This is a genomic window from Modestobacter sp. Leaf380, assembly GCF_001424485.1.
GTDB lineage: Bacteria > Actinomycetota > Actinomycetes > Mycobacteriales > Geodermatophilaceae > Klenkia.
This window is the reverse complement of record NZ_LMQC01000020.1, coordinates 33,937-52,046: the sequence shown is the minus strand read 5'-3', so window position 1 is coordinate 52,046 and position 18,110 is coordinate 33,937. Positions and strand designations below refer to the sequence as shown.

Annotated in this window: 17 protein-coding genes and 1 tRNA gene; 4 read left to right on the top strand and 14 right to left on the bottom strand. The window is 73.1% G+C overall.

Translation table 11 applies throughout. From position 1 onward, the window contains the following. Positions 1-28 precede the first annotated feature (28 nt). The 4 genes from yjfF to ASG41_RS15590 form a co-directional block, all read right to left on the bottom strand. Complete coding sequence (gene yjfF / locus ASG41_RS15605; protein WP_082557007.1) at positions 29-1,090, bottom strand: galactofuranose ABC transporter, permease protein YjfF; 1,062 nt, start codon at positions 1,088-1,090, stop codon at positions 29-31. Continuing rightward, a complete protein-coding gene (locus ASG41_RS15600; protein WP_200939004.1) occupies positions 1,087-2,277 on the bottom strand; it encodes an ABC transporter permease in 1,191 nt (396 codons plus the stop codon). The genes yjfF and ASG41_RS15600 overlap by 4 nt, the downstream gene beginning before the upstream one ends. Next, on the bottom strand, positions 2,270-3,829 hold the full coding sequence (locus ASG41_RS15595) for a sugar ABC transporter ATP-binding protein (RefSeq protein WP_056296925.1): 1,560 nt from the start codon (positions 3,827-3,829) through the stop codon (positions 2,270-2,272). Before ASG41_RS15595 ends, ASG41_RS15600 begins: the two co-directional genes overlap by 8 nt. Before the next feature lie 97 nt (positions 3,830-3,926). Beyond that, a complete protein-coding gene (locus tag ASG41_RS15590) occupies positions 3,927-4,910 on the bottom strand; it encodes an ABC transporter substrate-binding protein (RefSeq protein ID WP_056296922.1) in 984 nt (327 codons plus the stop codon). Positions 4,911-5,263: 353 nt separating this feature from the next. Here ASG41_RS15590 and ASG41_RS15585 point away from each other — a divergent pair, with 353 nt between their 5' ends. Then, complete coding sequence (locus ASG41_RS15585; RefSeq protein ID WP_056296919.1) at positions 5,264-6,184, top strand: aldose 1-epimerase family protein; 921 nt, start codon at positions 5,264-5,266, stop codon at positions 6,182-6,184. A 69-nt stretch (positions 6,185-6,253) separates the two neighbouring features. Here ASG41_RS15585 and ASG41_RS15580 read toward each other — a convergent pair whose 3' ends face one another. Beyond that, positions 6,254-7,174, bottom strand: a complete 921-nt coding sequence (locus tag ASG41_RS15580) for a pyridoxal-phosphate dependent enzyme (protein WP_056296914.1) — start codon at positions 7,172-7,174, stop codon at positions 6,254-6,256. A gap of 84 nt (positions 7,175-7,258) precedes the next feature. Between ASG41_RS15580 and ASG41_RS15575 the strand changes: the two genes are divergently transcribed. Continuing rightward, a complete protein-coding gene (locus ASG41_RS15575) occupies positions 7,259-8,059 on the top strand; it encodes a glycerophosphodiester phosphodiesterase family protein (protein WP_056296911.1) in 801 nt (266 codons plus the stop codon). A gap of 199 nt (positions 8,060-8,258) precedes the next feature. Here ASG41_RS15575 and ASG41_RS15570 read toward each other — a convergent pair whose 3' ends face one another. The 3 genes from ASG41_RS15570 to ASG41_RS24310 form a co-directional block, all read right to left on the bottom strand. Then, complete coding sequence (locus tag ASG41_RS15570; RefSeq protein WP_056296907.1) at positions 8,259-9,125, bottom strand: hypothetical protein; 867 nt, start codon at positions 9,123-9,125, stop codon at positions 8,259-8,261. Positions 9,126-9,227: 102 nt separating this feature from the next. Then, entirely contained in the window at positions 9,228-10,325 is a 1,098-nt protein-coding gene (locus tag ASG41_RS15565) for an SDR family oxidoreductase (RefSeq protein ID WP_056298110.1), read from the bottom strand. A gap of 55 nt (positions 10,326-10,380) precedes the next feature. Then, the gene (locus ASG41_RS24310; RefSeq protein WP_200939003.1) at positions 10,381-10,524 is read right to left on the bottom strand and encodes a GPGG-motif small membrane protein; all 144 of its coding nucleotides are present in this window, start codon (positions 10,522-10,524) and stop codon (positions 10,381-10,383) included. A gap of 238 nt (positions 10,525-10,762) precedes the next feature. On the opposite strand from ASG41_RS24310, the gene ASG41_RS15560 reads away from it, so the two are divergent. Beyond that, positions 10,763-10,960, top strand: a complete 198-nt coding sequence (locus ASG41_RS15560) for a hypothetical protein (protein ID WP_056296903.1) — start codon at positions 10,763-10,765, stop codon at positions 10,958-10,960. Between the two features lie 10 nt (positions 10,961-10,970). On the opposite strand, the gene ASG41_RS15555 is transcribed toward ASG41_RS15560, so the two are convergent. Beyond that, positions 10,971-12,455, bottom strand: a complete 1,485-nt coding sequence (locus ASG41_RS15555; protein WP_056296900.1) for a CCA tRNA nucleotidyltransferase — start codon at positions 12,453-12,455, stop codon at positions 10,971-10,973. Positions 12,456-12,517: 62 nt separating this feature from the next. Between ASG41_RS15555 and ASG41_RS15550 the strand changes: the two genes are divergently transcribed. After that, entirely contained in the window at positions 12,518-13,417 is a 900-nt protein-coding gene (locus ASG41_RS15550) for a DNA polymerase beta superfamily protein (protein ID WP_082557005.1), read from the top strand. A gap of 83 nt (positions 13,418-13,500) precedes the next feature. Here ASG41_RS15550 and ASG41_RS15545 read toward each other — a convergent pair. From ASG41_RS15545 to ASG41_RS25490, 5 genes are all read right to left on the bottom strand, one after another. After that, a tRNA-Ala gene (locus ASG41_RS15545) sits at positions 13,501-13,573 on the bottom strand. Positions 13,574-13,719: 146 nt separating this feature from the next. Then, positions 13,720-14,304 carry a potassium-transporting ATPase subunit KdpC gene (gene kdpC / locus ASG41_RS15540; RefSeq protein ID WP_056298104.1) on the bottom strand — a complete coding sequence of 195 codons (585 nt, stop codon included), beginning with the start codon at positions 14,302-14,304 and terminating at the stop codon, positions 13,720-13,722. After that, entirely contained in the window at positions 14,304-16,331 is a 2,028-nt protein-coding gene (kdpB, locus tag ASG41_RS15535) for a potassium-transporting ATPase subunit KdpB (RefSeq protein ID WP_082557004.1), read from the bottom strand. The genes kdpC and kdpB overlap by 1 nt, the downstream gene beginning before the upstream one ends. Next, a complete protein-coding gene (kdpA, locus tag ASG41_RS15530) occupies positions 16,328-17,947 on the bottom strand; it encodes a potassium-transporting ATPase subunit KdpA (RefSeq protein ID WP_056296898.1) in 1,620 nt (539 codons plus the stop codon). Before kdpA ends, kdpB begins: the two co-directional genes overlap by 4 nt. Next, positions 17,947-18,000, bottom strand: coding sequence for a potassium-transporting ATPase subunit F (locus ASG41_RS25490; RefSeq protein WP_369800056.1), 54 nt, complete (start codon positions 17,998-18,000; stop codon positions 17,947-17,949). Before ASG41_RS25490 ends, kdpA begins: the two co-directional genes overlap by 1 nt. Positions 18,001-18,110 lie beyond the last annotated feature (110 nt).

Below are 18,110 nucleotides of genomic sequence, written 5' to 3'. Positions count from 1 at the left end.
CCGCCCCGGACGAGCGAGGACGGTCACGTCAGGTCACCGACCGGTCCCGGCGGGTGGTGACCCGCTGCACGACGACGAACACCAGCAGCAGCACCCCGATCGTGATCTTGGTCCACCACGAGCTCAGTCCACCGTCGAAGCTGATCAAGGACTGGATCGTGCCCAGCACGAGCACACCCAGCAGCGACCCGACGACCAGGCCCCGACCACCGGTCAGCAGCGTGCCGCCGATGACCACCGCGGCGATCGCGTCCAGCTCCAGGCCGATGGCGTGCAGGCTCCAGCCCGACAGGATGTAGAGGCTGAAGAGCAGGCCGCCCAGCGCTGAGCAGAAGCCGCTGATCACGTAGACGCCGACCTTGGTGCGTCCCACGGCCAGGCCCATCAGCCCGGCGGACTGCTCGCTGCCGCCGATCGCGTAGACCGTGCGGCCGAAGCGGGTGCGGTGCAGCACGTAGACGGCGACGGCGACCACCACCAGGGCGATGACGACGCCGTAGGTCAGGTAGGTGTTGCCGGGCAGCTCGATCACGTTCTGGGCCAGACCGGTGAACAGCTCGTCCCGGATCGGGATGGAGGGCTCGCTGATCACGAAGCACAGGCCGCGGGCCAGGAACATCCCGGCCAGCGTGACGATGAAGGGCTGCAGCTGCAGGTGGTGCACCGCGGCCCCCATCGCCCAGCCCAGCGACGAGCCGATGGCCAGCACCAACACGATCACCACCGGCGCGGGCCAGCCGGCCTCCAGCAGCGAGGCGGTGACCACGGTGGACAGCGCGACGACCGCACCGGAGGACAGGTCGATGCCCCCGGTGAGGATCACGAACGTCATCCCGACGGCCAGCACGATCAGGTGCGCGTTGTCCACCAGCAGGTTCAGCGCGACCTGCGGGTAGCCGAAGTTCTCGTACCGCGCGGACCCGGCGCCGAACAGCACGACGAGGAGGACCGCGGTGACCAGCACGGAGAAGGTGCTGGATCCGGTGTCGGTGCGGCGCAGCCAGGCGTAGGCCGACTGGGCGGCGGTACGCCGCGGGGCGGTGTCCTCCGGCGCCGGGGCGGGCGCGGGACGGGTGTCGGAGACGGTCATCGGAGGGCTCCCTGGTCGGAGTCGACGGAGCTGTCGGAGGTGGAGCTGGGGCCGTCGGCGGCCCGCGCCGGGGCGGGCACGGCCGGGGTGAGCGGCCGGGCGTCGGCACCGTCGACCGGGGGCACCGGGACGGCGGGGCTGGTGACGGCCCGGGGTCCACCGCGCCGGCGGCTCAGGGCGGCGCGGATGCGCGGGGCCTGCAGCAGGAAGACGGCGATGATGACGACGGCCTTGAAGAGCCGGATGTACTCGTCGGGGACGCCCATGGTGAGCACCGTGGTGGTCAGCGTCTGCAGGATCAGCGCGCCGATCACCGTGCCGGTCAGCGAGTAGCGGCCACCGGCCAGCGACGTGCCGCCGATGACGACGGCGAGGATGGCGTCCAGCTCGATGAAGAGCCCGGCCCGGTTGGCGTCTGCGGCGCTGACGTTCGCGGTGGTCATCAACCCGGCGACCGCGGCGGTGAAGGCCACGAAGACGTAGACGGTCCAGGTGATCGACCGGGACCGGACACCGGCGAGCCGGGCGGCCTCGGGGTTGGTGCCGACGGCCTCGATCAGGGTGCCCAGCGCCGTCCGGCGGGTGAGGGCCGCGACCAGGAGGAGCACGGCGAGGGTCAGCACGACCTGGGCGGGCAGGCCGAGGACGAACCCTCCGCCCAGCCAGTTGAAGGCCGGGCTCTCGGCGGTGATGATCTGCCCGTCGGTGACCAGCATGGCCAGGCCACGCCCGGCGGTCATCAGCACCAGGGTCGCGATGATCGGCTGGATCCCGATCACCGAGACCAGGAAGCCGTTCCAGGCACCGAGCAGCAGGCCGACGGCCAGCGCGGTGAGGATCGCGACGACGGCGGTGCCGGTCGAGGTCGGGTCCGACGAGCCCTCGATGATCGTGAAGGCGACGGACCCGGAGATCGCGAGCACGGCGCCGACCGACAGGTCGATCCCGCGGGTGGCGATGACCAGGGTCATGCCGACGGCGATGAGCAGGGTCGGGGCCGAGTTCTTCAGCACGTCGACCGGGGAGCCGAACAGGTGGCCGTCCTGGATGCGGAGGCCGAAGAAGCCGGGGTTGACCACGGCGTTGAACAGCAGCAGCGCCAGCAGGGCGGCTGCGGCCCAGACGACCGGGGAGGACAGGTCGACCCGGCGGCGCCGGGTGGGGGTCGGGCTCGGGGTCTCAGGCACGGTCGCCTCCACGGGCGATCAGGTCGACGACGTCGTCGAGGGTGGTGTCCCGGCCGTCGAGGTCGGCCACGGTGCGACGGTCGCGCAGGACGGTGATCCGGTCGCTGATCCGCAGCACCTCCTCGAGCTCGGCGGAGACGAAGACGACGGACATGCCCTCGGCGGCCAGCTGGCTGACGAGGGCCTGGATCTGGGCCTTGGCGCCGATGTCGATGCCGCGGGTGGGCTCGTCGAGCAGCAGCAGCCGGGGCTCGGTGAGCAGCCAGCGGGCCAGCAGCACCTTCTGCTGGTTGCCGCCGGACAGGTTGCGCAGCAGCGCGTTGGGGTCGGCGGGCCGGACGTCGAGGGCGGCGATGTACTTGGCCACCAGCTCGTCGCCGGTCTTCTTCGGGATGCGGCGCACCCAGCCACGGCGGGCCTGCAGGGCCAGCAGCACGTTGTCCCGGACGGTGAGGTCGCCGACGACGCCCTCGCCCTTGCGGTCCTCGGAGCAGAAGGCGATGCCCTGGGCGATCGCGGCGCGCGGGGTGCGCAGCCGGACCGGCTTGCCGTCGACCTCGACGGTGCCGGTGCTGGCCCGGTCGGCCCCGAAGAGCAGCCGGGTGAGCTCGGTGCGCCCGGAGCCCAGGAGCCCGGCCAGGCCGGTGACGCGACCGGCGTGCACGTCCAGGTCGGTGGGTGAGATGGCCCCGGTGCGGCCCAGGCCGCGGGCGGACAGCCGGGGGACGGCGTCGGTGGGTGCGGGCTGGGCGGCCGCGCGGTCCAGGTGCTCCAGGGTGGAGAGCTCGCGGCCGATCATCTCCTGCACCAGCTGCAGGCGGGGCAGGTCGGCGGTGCGGTGCTCGGCGACCAGGCGGCCGTTGCGCAGCACCGTCATCCGGTCGCTGATCTCGTAGACCTGGTCCAGGAAGTGGGAGACGAAGAGGATCGCGACGCCGCGGTCGCGCAGCTCGCGGACGACGCGGAACAGCTCGGCGACCTCGCCGGCGTCCAGGCTGGAGGTGGGCTCGTCGAGCACCAGCACCTTGCAGTCGGTGTCCACGGCACGGGCGATCGCGACCAGTTGCTGGACGGCGATGGGGTGCCGGCCCAGGATGCTGCCGGGGTCGAGGTCCAGGTGCAGCTCGGCGAGCACCCGGCGGGCCCGGGCGCGTGAGGCGCGGGCGTCGATCGAGCCGCGCTTGCGGGGCTCGCGGCCCAGCACGATGTTCTCGGTGACGGTCAGGTTGGGGCAGAGGTTGACCTCTTGGTACACGGTGCTGATGCCGGCGGCCTGGGCGTCGGCGGGCACGCCGAAGAGCTGCTCCTGCCCGGCGACCGTCACCGTCCCGGCGTCGTACCGGTAGACCCCGGTCAGGGCCTTGATCAGGGTGGACTTGCCGGCACCGTTCTCGCCCATGAGGGCGTGCACCTCGCCGGGGAACAGCCGCAGGCCGACCCCGTCCAGCGCGCGGACGCCGGGGAACTCGATGGTGATGCCGGACATCTCGACGACGGGTGCCGTGGGTCCGGACCCTGGCGCTGGGGCGGTCAGCGGGACTGCGGTGGTCATGCCGTGCCTCTCCTGGCTGTGGGGACGCCCCGCCGTCGCGGGGGTGACGGCGGGGCGGGTGGCCGGGGTCCCGCGCGGCGGCGGGACCCCGGGCCGATCAGTACTCGCGGCTCGGCAGGGCCTCGATGGCCTGCTCCTGGGTGAATGTGGTCTCCTCGGTGACGACGCGACGCTCGACCTCGTCGCCGGCGACGACGGCCTCGGCCAGCTCCATCAGCTGCTCACCGAGCAGCGGGTTGCACTCGACGATGAAGTTGATCTTGCCGTCGGCGAGGGCCTGCATGCCGTCGCGGACCGCGTCCACGGAGATGATCTGGATGTCGGTGCCGGGGGTCTTGCCCGCGGCCTCGATCGCCTCGATGGCGCCCAGGGCCATGTCGTCGTTGTGCGCGTAGACGGCGTTGATCTCGGGGTTGGAGTTCAGCAGCGCCTCCATGACCTCGCGGCCACCGGCGCGGGTGAAGTCACCGGACTGCGAGGCGACGACCTCGATGTTGTCGGTGCCCTCGATGGCCTCGGCGAAGCCCTCCTGGCGGTCGATGGCCGGCGCAGCACCCGTGGTGCCCTCGAGCTCGGCCACGAACGTGGGCTGCGAGCCCCAGTTCTCCACCGCCCACTCGCCGGCCTTCTTGCCCTCCTCGACGAAGTCCGAGCCCAGGAAGGTCTCGTAGAGGGACTCGTCCTCGGAGTCGACCGCGCGGTCGGTGAGGATGACCGGGATGCCGGCGCGCTGGGCCTCCAGCAGCACCGAGTCCCAGCCGGTCTCGACGACGGGGGAGAACGCGATGACGTCGACGCGCTGCTGGATGAAGGAGCGGATCGCCGAGATCTGGTTCTCCTGCTCACCCTGGGCGTCGGAGAACTGCAGCTCGATGCCCGCGGCCTCGGCGGACTCCTGGATGGAGGCGGTGTTCGCCGTCCGCCAACCGCTCTCGGCGCCGACCTGGGAGAAGCCCATCGTGATCGTGCCGTCGCCGCCACCGGAGGCGGAACCGCCGCCGTCGCCGTCACTGCCGCCACAGGCGGTCGCACCGAACGCCACCGCCACCGCGATCGCGGTCACCACCGTCTTCTTGAACACCGAGCTGCCTCCACGTGGTCTGCCGGCCGGGGACTCCGGACCGGTCTCGCCTGTTGCACCGACGTGCCGTCCTGCACTGCGGGGCACCGACCACCGATCGGTGGGGTAGCCCCGGCGTTGCGGCCCGGTCACGTTCTGGGGGCGAACTGTTAGCGCTCACACATGTGGTGTCAAGCACATCCTGTGTCACGGTTGTGCATCGGATCACAGCGGGCAGAAGCGAAGCGAAACGGGCATGTGGCTCGTGGGGGTGGAGCTTGACGCCAGCCTGTTAGCGCTCACACAATGCGCAGCCCCACCGGAGGACGTGGCATCGTCCCCCTGGCCCGTCGTCGTGCCCGAGGAGTCCACGCATGTCCACACCACTGCCCAGCGGCACCCAGCACGAGCTCGTCCTCGGCGACGTCCGGGCGGTGGTCACCGAGGTCGGCGGCGCACTGCGCGAGCTGACCGTGGCCGGCCGGCACCTCGTCCAGGGCTTCCCCGCCGACGCACCGCGCCCGCTCTACCGCGGGTCTGTGCTCGCCCCGTGGCCCAACCGGGTCGCCGACGGCCGCTGGAGCCGCGACGGAGTCGAGCACCAGCTCGCCCTCACCGAGCCCGACCGCGGCAACGCCCTGCACGGGCTGGCCTGCTGGACGCCCTGGCAGCTGCTGGACCGGACCGACTCGGGCATCCGGCTCGGCGTCCGGGTCTGGCCCCAGCAGGGCTGGCCACACCTGCTGGACCTGGTGGTGGGCTACGAGCTGACCCCGACCGGCCTGCGCTGGAGCCTCCAGGGCACCAACGCCGGGAGCACCGCCGCCCCCTGGGGCTGCTCGGTGCACCCCTACCTGCGCGCCGGCTCCGGGCTGGTCGACGACTGGGAGCTGGAGCTGGACGCGGCCCAGGTGCTCACCGTCGACGACGAGCGGCTGCTGCCCACCGGCGTCGTCCCGGTGGGGAGCACCGACCTGGACTTCCGCACCCCGCGCCCGCTGCGCGGGCTGGCCGTGGACCACGCCTACACCGGGCTGGGCGCCACCGGACGGGCGACGGCGACCGTCTGGGCGCCCGAGGGCACCGGGGTGGCGGTGCACTGGTCGGCGGCGGAGATGCCGTGGGTCCAGGTGCACACCGCCGACCGCCCGGACCCCGCCGACGACCGGGTGGGCCTGGCCATCGAGCCGATGACCTGCCCGCCGGACGCGTTCAACTCCGGCACCGACCTCGTCGTGCTGGCCCCCGGCGACGCGCACGTCACCAGCTGGGAGATCGAGGCACTCACCCGCTGACCCCCGGGGTGGCGCTGGACACCGAGGCCGATGCGATGCACCCGCCCCGGGGCTGGGGTCCGCCGCTGCTCACACCCCGTCCAGCACCGCACGCGCAGCGGCCTCCGCGAACGGGTGACCGAAGAGCCCGGGCAGCCCGCCGGTGTGCAGCCACACGGTGCGCTCGCCGGGCCGGATCGAGCCGTCGGCGACGGCGGCGACCAGTCCGGCGAGCGCCTTGGCCGTGTAGGTCGGCTCCAGCACCAGGCCCTCGGTCCGGGCTGCGGTGCGGAGGGCGTGCTCGCCGGCGTCGGTGAGCGCGCCGTACCCGGCGCCGACCTGGTCCGTGCGCAGCCGCAGCCCGGCCGCCGACGCTCCCAGGGCCTCGACCAGGGCGGTCACCCACTCGGCCGGGTCGGGCACCGCACCGGTGTCCACACCCAGCACCCGGTCGGCGCCCAGCCCGGCGACCAGGCCGGCCATGGTGCCGCCGGAACCGACCGCGGTCACCACGTGGCGGGCGTCCGGCGCCTGGTCGGTGAGCTCCGCCGCACAGGTCAGGTACCCGCGCGCCCCGGTCGGGGAAGACCCGCCCAGCGGGATGAGGAACGGCGTCTCCCCGGCCGCGCGGAGCTCGTCGGACACCGCGGCCGGGTCGCCGCCGGCCACCACGCGGGCACCGAAGAGGCCCTCCAGGGCGAGGTTCCCCGGGTGCCGCGGGTCGGCGTCCCCGGACAGGACGAGCACGCAGCCCAGGCCGCGGCGGGCCGCGGCGGCAGCGGTCATCCGGGCGTGGTTGCTCTGCACCCCTCCGCTGGTGACCAGCACGGTCGCGCCCGCCTGCTCCGCCTCGGCGACCAGGTGCTCGAGCTTGCGGATCTTGTTGCCACCGCCGAGGTCGGTGAGGTCGTCGCGCTTGACCCACAGGTCCCCGGGCCGGAGGCCGACGGCGACGGCGAGCCGGGGGGCGGCGTCCAGCGGGGTGGGCCAGTGCGAGAGCGCGACGGTCACCCCCGCATCGTGCGGGCTGCTGGGGCCACGCGCGATCCGCGGGTCGGACGTGGACCGTCCGCGGGCCTGGCTACCGTCCCGGGCATGAGGTCCACGCGTGCCCTGGCCGCCGTCCTGCTGCTGGGGACGTGCCTGGCCGCGTGCAGCACCGGCCTGGGGGAGCGCCCGGTCGCCGGGGCGCTGCCGACGGCCGTGGAGCGCTGGCTCGGGGCGTCGCCGTCCCTCATCGCGCACCGGGGTGGCAGCGGCGACTGGCCCGAGGGCACCGCGTACGCCTACGACCAGGCCGCCGCGTGGTCGCCGGACCTCGCGCTGGAGGCGCCCGTCTGGCTGACCGCGGACGGGGTGTGGGTCGTGTGCCACGACCAGCGGACCGGCGGGGTCTTCGACGCCGACCTCGACGTCCCGACCAGCACGTGGGAGCAGCTGTCCGCGCTGCGCACCACCGACGGCGGGCTCCCGATGGCGCGGCTGGTCGACGTCCTGGCGGCGCACCCGGACCGGGTGTGGGTGCTCGACGACAAGCCGAACGCCGACGTGGCCGGGTTCCTGGACCTGCTGGACGCGTCCGGCGGACCGGCCCGCTTCGTGGTGAAGAACTTCCACACCGCCGACGGCCTGGCCGGGCTGGCCCGGGAGCGCGGCTACACGACGTGGGGCTACTGGTACCCGGCCGACATGGCCGACTTCGCCGCGACCGAGGGCGCCTGGGACCTGATCGCGCTGGCCTGGGACGCCCCCGCCGCGGACTTCGCGACCGCGCTGGCCACCGGCAAGCCGGTCTTCGGGCACATCGTCTCGACGCCGGAGCAGGCCCGGACCGCCCTGGACGAGGGCGCCACGGGACTGATGGTCTCCGGCGTCACGGCCGTCGTCCCGGGCTGAGGCCGCCCCCGCCCGCGCCTCCGGCAACCCAGCACGGCGGGTCAGGACGAGAGAACCAACAACTGAGACGTCGCGGCCGAACCTGGTGCCGCTCCTGAGACTCCCAAGGCGCGCTCCTGCGACGTGAGCGCCTCAGGCGGGATGCCCGTTCTGGGAAGACCAGGAGCTGCCCATCTCCACGTCCAGTACTCGTTGGTGGTCAATGCAGACTGGCATCTCCATCGTCCACGACCGTGCCGACCACGAACCTTGGGTCGGAGCGGTCGATCGCCGCTGTCGCCGTGATCGGGTCGGTCTTCCTGGCGGCGAAATCGGGGTTCAACTCCATCTCGGTGTCGAACTCGCCCCTGAGGTGCATGACCAGAGCATCAGCGAGGCGGCCACCCATCGGGCGGAAGGTGGCGTACGTCAGCGCGCCGGAGACCACGCCCCCGATGACTGGGACCGCCTTCGTGATCGTCTTCTCGACGGTCTTCTTGGTGACCTTCTGACCCACCAAGGCACCCACCTTCTTCACCATCGGATACCAGGCGGTCTTCGTGAGGGCCTGCGAAGCGACCTTTTTGCCCATGCTCGCGCCGGCCAGCTTCGAGGTCTGGCTCACCAGCGCGGCCGCCCCAGCCGCTCCGAACATGGCGCCCAGGTAGGCGATGACCCTCACCTGGGCAGCCTCGGACAGCTGATCGCCACCGTCGAACAGGTCGTCCTCGCCGAACAGGTAGGCAATCTGCTGAGCGAGGTTGATGGCGAACCCGAAGTACTGCGCCACGTCGACCCCGCCTGCGGCGAGCATGACGACAGGATTGCCCGGAAGACCCATCGCGAAGGACGCCGCGGAACTCTTGGCCGCGCTCGCCTTGATGAGCGAGTCGGCCTTCTTCCGCAGGGAGTCGACCGCGAAGACCGCTGGCGGGCCCTCTGTGAGGATGGCTTCGAGGTGAGCACTCGCCGCGAACTGCTTGCGAAGGAACGCCTCACGGTCTACTCGGACGACGGGCAGTTTGGAGACTGCCCCGATCGTCTGGAGGGTCGTCGCGTAGAGCTTGTCCTGGTCCCCATCTGCCATGCCCGCGGAGCCTAGCCACGGGGGACGCCGCCGTTCCGCGCCACGACGTCCGCGTTCGGGCGACAGACCCCTGGTCATTCCCACCGCGCCCATCGCATCAAGTCACGGGATGACGCCGTCCGCGCGGTAGCGGTCGAAGAGCCGGTAGAAGGAGTCCTCGGTGCGCACGTAACCGGTGAAGCCGAGCAACCGGGAGCGGCTCATGTCGGCGAGGACCTCGATGTCGCGACCGAGGTCGGAGTCGGTGTGCCACCAGGAGGCGACCCGGCTCAGGTCGGGCTCGACGAGCCCGTGCTCGGCGACGACCCGCTCCCAGACGGGGGCGGCGTCGGCCATCTGCTGCTCCAGCGGGCGTGGGGCGTCGGCGAACCCGACCGGCTCGACACCCAGCGCAGCCGCGAGCCGTGGCCACATCCAGCACCACCGGAAGACGTCGCCGTTGACCACGTTGAAGGCCAGGTCGGCGGCGGCCTCGGTGGTGGAGGCCCAGATCATGTGGTCGGCGAGCAGGCCGGCGTCGGTCATGTCGACGAGGGAGTCCCACTGGGTCTGCGAGCCCGGGAAGACGAACGGCCGCCCGTCGGCGCGGCAGATCGCGGCGTAGGCGGCCAGCGTCGAGCCCATGTTCATCGCGTTGCCGACGGCGTGGCCGATGACGGTGTGCGAGCGGTGCACGCTCCAGGTGAAGCCCTGCTCGGCAGCGGCGGCGAAGAGCGCGTCCTCCTGGTCGTAGTAGAAGTTCTCGACCGGGAGACGCTCGGCGTCCTCGTGGAACGGGGTGTCGGGCATCTCGCCCTGCGCGTAGGCCTCGAAGGGGCCGAGGTAGTGCTTGAGCCCGGTGACCAGCGCGACGTGCCGGACGCTGCGGCCCGGGGCGAGGGCGGCGAGCAGGTCGGCGACCATCGCGCGGTTGACGACGATGTTCTGGGCCTCGGTGTCCTGCTTGGACCAGGCGCAGAAGAAGACGTGGGTGGGGCGCAGCTCGCCGAGGGTCTCGGTGAGGGACTCCGGCGAGCGGAGGTCGGCGCGGACGTGCCGGGCGCTGGAGCCCTCGACCGGGTTGCGGGAGAGTCCGGAGACCTCCCAGCCACCGGCGGTCAGCTTCTCGACCAGCGCGCTGCCGGTGATGCCGCTGGCGCCGACCACGAGGGCGTGCGCGCCGAGGAAGGGCGGGGTGGGGGTGCTCTGCTCGATGCTCATCGCCAGGGGCAGCACGGTCGGGGCGCCAGCTGTTCCCCGACCGCGCCGCCCACGGTCAGGCGAAGATGCTGACGCCGCCCGGGCCCACGAGGAGCCCCACGACGATGAGCACGATCCCCCACAGCAGCTGCTTGCGGATGATCGCGAAGACGCCGGCGACCACGAGGACGACGGCGAGGATCCAGAGCAGTGTGGCCACGACTGGCCTCCTGACGAACGAGGGCCCCCTGATGGCGGCCCGAGGCAGTGAAAGTAGCGAGACGGCATCGGCCCCGCACGTCGAGATGTGACTGGTGGCTCGTCGGGGCGACCGGACCGGGACCGTCTCGATTGGCATTTGTTGCCAACGGCCGTGACCTCGGGGTCGTCTTGCGACCCACCGCCGATGACGGCCCGGAATCGTGGCCCGGCCGCCCCCGAGCAGGGAGGATGGGGGCATGGAACAACTGCGTCGCCTGCAGGCTGAGAAGCCGGTGCTCTTCTGGATCGTGCTGCTGGTGGGCTTCTGGGTGGCCTTCCAGCTGTTGCTCTTCGTGGCCGAGCTCCTGCTCGGGCCCTTCGGCCTGCCCGGCTGGGCACCGCTGGCGCTCGTGCTGGTGGGGCTGGTCGTGGTCGCCCGACGACAGCAGCGCTGAGGCCGCCCGGTCAGCCTGCTCCCGGCGGCGGACCAGCGTCCGCGTGCCGCCCGGGGGCCTCGGCCAGGTAGCCCGCCAACCGACCGTCGGCGGCGACCTGCGCCAGCCAGTCGACCGCGCCGGGGTGGTCGGCGAAGAGACCCTCGTCCTGCGCCGCCACGGATGCAGCCATGACTGCCCGGTACTGCGGACCGGGCGCATGGCCGAGCGCCATCAGGTCGTCCCCCCTGAGCAGCGGACGCGTCGGCTCACGGCCCACCCCGGTCGCCTCGGCCAGCTCCGCCCAGGACGCCGCCGGGCTGGGCCCGGATCCCGGCCCGCGTCCGGCGTGGTCGGCTGCGCAGACCAGCGCCCACTCGGCCACGGACGCCGGGGCCAGGCGGCGCGCCAGGCGGCGGACCGCCGCCTGACTGGGCCGGCCCGGCGCCGTCGTCGCCGTCATGTGCTCGCGGACGACGGGGGTGATCCGGCCGGCGAGCGAGGCCGGAGCACCCAGTGCGGCGAGCAGTGCCCGGGCGGGCCCGACGCCTCCCTCGGCGTGCCCGTAGGAGGTGATCCGCCCGTCCGCGCGGACCTGGGTGTGCTCGGCCTTGCCGACGTCGTGCAGCAGGGCCCCCAGGACCACGACCGTGCGGTCGTCACCGGTCAGGCCCGCTGCGTCGGCCATCGCCGCCGCCGCGTCGGCGGCCAGACCCACATGCGTCAGGACGTCGCCCTCCGGGTGCCAGTGCGGGTCCTGGGGCACCCCGGCCAGCACCGCGAGCTGTGGCAGGTGCGCCAGCCAACCGGTCTGCGACAGAACCGTGAGTGCGGCGCTGACGGACCGCCCCCGCTCCCCGATCTTGCGCCACTCGGCCCAGACCCGCTCCACCGGCAGGGCGGCGTGGGACGGGGCGAGACGCCGGCACAGCTCGACGGTCTCGGGAGCCAGCCGGAAGCCGAAGCGGGCGGCGAGCTGGGCCGCGCGCAGCACCCGGAGGGGGTCGTCCCCGAAGGACGGCCCGCTGTGGCGCAGGACCCCGGCCCGCAGGTCCCCGATCCCGCCCACGGCATCAAGGACCACCTCGGTCGAGGGATCGAACATCAGCGCGTTCACCGTGAAGTCCCGACGCCGTGCCGCCACCTCCGGCGGGACCGCTCCCCCACCGGGGACAGCGGGCCGCGGCACCGAGACGTCGAGGTCCTCGCCGTCCCGGCGCACCTTGACGACGGCGAACGCACGGCCGACCTCGCTCACGACGCCGACCCGCCGCAGCACGTCGACGACACGGTCACCGGGGAGACCGAACACCTCGACGTCGACGTCGACGGGGCGACGTCCTGGGGTCAGGAGTGCGTCCCGGACGCAGCCCCCGACCAGGAAGGGCCGACCACCGGCCTGGACGAGGGCGTCGACGACGGCCCGCGTCGCGTCCGTGAGCTCCAGCAGACCGGGGGCACGTTGACGCTGGGGACGCCGCCGGGACTCGTCGTCGGTCTCCCCCCGAACGGTCACCGCTCCCCCTCCACCGATCAACTCGCTGTCCGTCCGGACGACCCGGTGGGAGCCTGACGTCCATGGCGGACACGCGCGACCACGTCTCCTGCTCCGTGCTCCTGGGTGACCGGACGCTACCGGCCGGCTTCGACCACCCCCACGCCTCGGAGGAGGCGCGGCGGATCGCCGAGCAGGGGACGGTCCTGCGGGTGCAGGTGGGCTCGGGCGTGCACGGCACGTCCGTCGACGGTCAAGACGACCGGGACGAGATGGGCATCTGCCTGGAGCCGCCCGAGCACGTCACCGGTGTCGCCCGCGTCCCCGCCGGTGTCGGCGAGCGGAAGGCGTCCATCCCGTTCGAGCAGTACCAGCGGCACACCGTCTGGGACCGCCCGGGCGGGCTGGCCAACCGGTCGGGAGCCGGCGACCTGGACGTCGTCGTGTACTCCGCGCGCAAGTGGGCCCGGCTGGCGCTGGGCGGGAACCCCACCGTCCTGCTGCTGCTCTTTGTCCCCGACTCCGACGTCGTCCACCGGGACGAGGTCGGGGTGGAGCTGGTCGACAACGCCCACCGGTTCGTCTCGCGCCTGGCCGCCGACCGCTTCCTCGGCTACCTGTCGGCCCAGCGCAGCGCCATGACCGGGGAGTCGGGGGCACACACCAACCGCCCGGAGCTCGTCGCCGAGCACGGCTACGACACCAAGTTCGCCATGCACGCCCTGCGGCTGGGGGTGCAGGGCACCGAGCTGCTGACCACCGGCCGCATCTCGCTGCCCGTGCCCGAGCCGGACCTGGCGTACCTGCGCGCCGTCCGTCGCGGCGAGGTCCCCCTCGGCGACGTGCTGGCCTCCATCGACGACGCCGAGCGACGGCTGATCGGCCTGCGCGAGAGCACCGCCGTCCCGGACGAGCCGGACCGGGCATGGGTCGATGCCTGGCTGCACCGCTCCCACCTGGCGTTCTGGTCCCAGCACCGGTGAGACCGTGGGCCCGTCGGCCCACACACCACCCCCGTCGACGACGAAGGCCGCTCTCCGTGAGGAGAGCGGCCTTCGATCGTGGGTGGAGCTGAGGGGACTCGAACCCCTGACCCCCACACTGCCAGTGTGGTGCGCTACCAGCTGCGCCACAGCCCCTTGCGACCCGGTCTGGTGTGTCCGAGCCGTGGACAACCATACAGTCCCCGCGCGGCCTCCCCGGAGGGGGGTCCTGTCCACCTGCGTGTCGCCGAGTGACGGCCGAGGGGGCGCCGGGGCGTGCCGCACGCCCCCTCGGCCGTCGGTCAGTCGAAGGCCCGGTCCAGGGCGACGTTGAGCTCCAGCACGTCCACGTGCGGCGCGCCGATGAAGCCCAGGTCACGGCCGTGGGTGGCCTCGGCGAGCAGGTCGGCCACCTCGGAGACGGGCACCCCGCGGGCCTCGGCGACCCGGGCCACCTGCAGCTGCGCGTAGGCCGGGGAGATGTGCGGGTCCAGCCCGGACGCCGACGTCGTCACCGCGTCGTCGGGCACGGCCGACTCGGGGACGCCGTTGAACGCGGCGACCTCGGCCCGGCGGGTGGCGACCGCCTCGGCCAGCTCCGGGGACGACGGCCCCAGGTTCGACCCGCCCGACGCCCGGCCGTCCCAGTCGCCTGCCGAGGGCCGGGACTGGAAGTACCGGGGCAGCGGGTCGCCGTCCGCGGACACGAAGCCCTGCCCGATGAGCGCGGACCCCACGACGGTCCCGTCGACGGTCACCAGCGAGCCGTCGGCCCGGGCCGGGGCGACCACCTGGGCCAGGCCGGTCATCAGCAGCGGGTACGCCAGGCCGAGGACCACGGTGGCCACCAGCACGGCACGGACGGCGGCGAGGAGCTGTCGGAGCATCACGCGATCCCGGGGATGGAGGAGACGAGCAGGTCGATGGCCTTGATCCCGACGAAGGGCAGCACCACGCCGCCGACGCCGTAGACCAGCAGGTTGCGGGACAGCAGGGCCGAGGCCGTCCCGGGCCGGTAGCGCACGCCCCGCAGAGCCAGCGGCACCAGCGCCACGATGATCAGCGCGTTGAACACGACGGCCGACAGGATCGCCGACTCCGGCGAGGACAGCCGCATCACGTTGAGGGTGTCCAGGCCCGGGAAGGCCGGGGCGAACATCGCCGGCAGGATCGCGAAGTACTTGGCCAGGTCGTTGGCGATGGAGAACGTGGCCAGCGAGCCGCGGGTGATGAGCAGCTGCTTGCCGATCGCGACGATCTCGATCAGCTTGGTCGGGTCGGAGTCCAGGTCGACCATGTTGCCGGCCTCCTTGGCCGCCGACGTCCCGGTGTTCATCGCCACCCCGACGTCGGCCTGCGCCAGCGCGGGGGCGTCGTTGGTCCCGTCGCCGGTCATCGCGACCAGCCGGCCACCCTCCTGCTCGCGGGCGATGAGGGCCAGCTTGTCCTCCGGCGTCGCCTCCGCCAGGACGTCGTCCACCCCGGCCTCGGCGGCGATGGCCCGCGCCGTCGCCTCGCTGTCCCCGGTGATCATCACGGTGCGGATGCCCATCCGGCGCAGCTCGTCGAAGCGCTCGCGCATGCCGGGCTTGACGACGTCCTTGAGCTCGATGACGCCGAGCACCCGCGCGCCGTCCGGGCCGGCGGAGGCCAGCAGCAGCGGCGTCCCGCCGGCGGTCGAGACCTCGGCGACGACGCCGGGCACCTCGGTGGGCACCGCACCGCCCAGCGAGCGCACCCAGGCCTGCACCGCACCTGCCGCGCCCTTGCGCAGCTGCCGGCCGTCGGGCAGGTCGACCCCGCTCATCCGGGTCTGCGCGGTGAACTCCACGAAGGACGCACCCTCGGGTCGCGGCACCGCTCCCCCACCGAGGACGACGACCGACCGGCCCTCCGGCGTCTCGTCGGCCAGCGACGCCAGCACCGCCGCCGCAGCGACGTCCTCGGGGGACGCGTCGCCGACGGGGCGGAACGACGCCGCCTGCCGGTTGCCCAGCGTGATGGTGCCGGTCTTGTCCAGCAGCAGCGTGCCGACGTCGCCGGCGGCCTCGACGGCCCGCCCGCTCATCGCCAGCACGTTGCGCTGCACCAGCCGGTCCATCCCGGCGATGCCGATGGCCGACAGCAGCGCCCCGATCGTCGTGGGGATGAGGCAGACCACCAGCGCGATGAGCACGGTCAGCGACTGCCCGGCGCCCGACCAGGCGGCGATCGGCTGCAGCGTCACCACGGCCAGGACGAAGACGATGGTCAGCGAGGACAGCAGGATGTCCAGCGCCGTCTCGTTCGGGGTCTTCTGCCGCGAGGCGCCCTCGACCAGGGCGATCATCCGGTCGACGAAGGTCTCCCCCGGCTTGCTGGTGATCTGCACGACCACCCGGTCCGAGAGCACCGTCGTCCCGCCGGTCACCGCGCAGCGGTCGCCGCCGGACTCCCGGATCACCGGCGCGGACTCCCCGGTGATCGCCGACTCGTCGACGCTGGCGATGCCCTCGACGACGTCGCCGTCCCCGGGGACCACCTGGCCGGCGACCACCACCACCCGGTCCCCCGGGGTCAGCGAGGCCGCCGGCACCTCACGGCCGTCCTCCAGCACCGCGACCGCGGTGGTCTTGGCCTTCCGCAGGGACGCCGCCTGCGCCTTCCCGCGCCCCTCGGCGACGGCCTCGGCGACGTTGGCGAACAGCACGGTCAGCCACAGCCACACCGCGATCGCCCAGCCGAACACCGAGGGGTCGGCCACGGCGAGCACGGTGGAGAACACCGAGCCGACCCAGACGGTGAACACCACGGGCTGGCGGACCAGGCCCCGGGGGTCCAGCTTGCGGACGGCGCCGGCCAGCGCCGGCCCCCACTCGATGGTGGGCCGGGGCGCCTGCTCGGGAGCAGGTCGGTCCAGCACGACGGCGGTCATGAGAGTCCTTCGGCGAGAGGCCCGAGCGCGAGCACGGGGAAGTAGGTGAGACCGACGACCACGAGGACGACGGCGGTGAGCAGGCCGGCGAACAGCGGCCGGTGCGTGGGGAGGGTGCCGGCGGTGACCGGCGTGCGGCCCTGCTCGCCCAGGCGGCCGGCCAGGGCGAGGACCAGCACGATCGGCACGAAGCGGCCCAGCAGCATGGCCAGCCCGAGCGCGGTGTTGTAGAACGTCGTGTTCGCGCTGAGCCCGGCGAACGCGGAGCCGTTGTTGTTGCCGGCGGAGGTGAAGGCGTAGAGCACCTCGGAGAGACCGTGCGGCCCGTCGTTGAGCATCCCGGCCTGCCCGGCCGGCAGGCTGACCGCGACCGCCGTCCCGACCAGCACGATCGCCGGGGTGGTGAGGATGTAGAGGGAGGCCAGGGTCATCTCCCGGCGGCCGAGCTTCTTGCCCAGGTACTCCGGCGTCCGGCCGACCATGAGGCCCGCGACGAAGACGGCGACGACGGCGAGCACCAGCATCCCGTAGAGCCCGGAGCCCACCCCGCCGGGCGCGACCTCGCCCAGCATCATGTCGAACAACGTGACCATGCCGCCGAGCGGGCTCAGCGAGTCGTGCTGGGCGTTGACCGCCCCGGTCGAGGTCAGCGTGGTGGACGCCGCGAAGAGCGCGGACAGCGGTCCGCCGAAGCGGACCTCCTGGCCCTCCGGGAGCGCCCCGGCCTGGAACCCGCTCAACAGCGACACCGAGATCGTGGCCAGCGTGGCCATCACGCCGAGGATCGCGTACCCCTGCTTCCGGTCGCCGACCATCGCGCCGAACGTGCGGGGCAGCGAGAACGGGATCAGCAGCATGAGGAAGACCTGGAAGAGCGACACCCAGGCGGTCGGCCCCTCGAAGGGGTGCGCGGAGTTGGCGTTGAAGAACCCGCCGCCGTTGGTGCCCAGCTCCTTGATCGCCTCCTGCGAGGCCACCGGCCCGCCGGGCACCCACTGGGTGCCCCCGGCCAGCGTCGACACGTCGGTGCCGGCCCGCAGGCTCTGCACGACACCGCCGAGGACCAGCACCACCGTGGCGAGCACGGCCAGCGGCAGCAGCAGCCGGACCACCGAGCGGGTGACGTCGACCCACGCATTGCCCAGCCGGTCGGTGCCGGCCCGGGCGAACCCGCGGACCAGGGCCGCGAGCACCGCCAGCCCGACCGCGGCGGACACGAAGTTCTGCACCGCGAGGCCGGCCATCTGGACCAGGTGGCCCATCGTCGACTCACCCGCGTAGCCCTGCCAGTTCGTGTTGGTCACGAAGCTGACCGCGGTGTTCCAGGCACTGGAGGGCTCGACCCCGGCCATCCCGTTGTCCAGGGGCAGCAGCCCCTGCACCCGCTGCAGCGCGTACAGCGCCAGCACCCCGACCAGGGAGAACGCCAGCACGCTGCGCAGGAAGGTGGGCCAGCGCTGCTCGGAGTCGGCGTCCACGCCGACCGCCCGGTAGACCAGCTCCTCCACCCGCCAGTGCGCCGGGCTGGTGTACACCCGCGCCATCCAGTCACCCAGCGGCCTGTGGACGACGGCCAGCGCCACCACGAGCAGCCCGACCTGCAGCCAGCCGGTCATCAGAACCGGTCCGGGAACAGCAGCGTCGCCAGCAGGTAGGCGACCAGCCCCACGGCGACCGCCAACCCGACCCAGGTCTCGGTCACAGCCGCTCCACCCCGCGCACGGCCAGCGCCAGCAGCCCGAAGACCGCCAGCGTCAGGAGCACGTAGACCACGTCGGT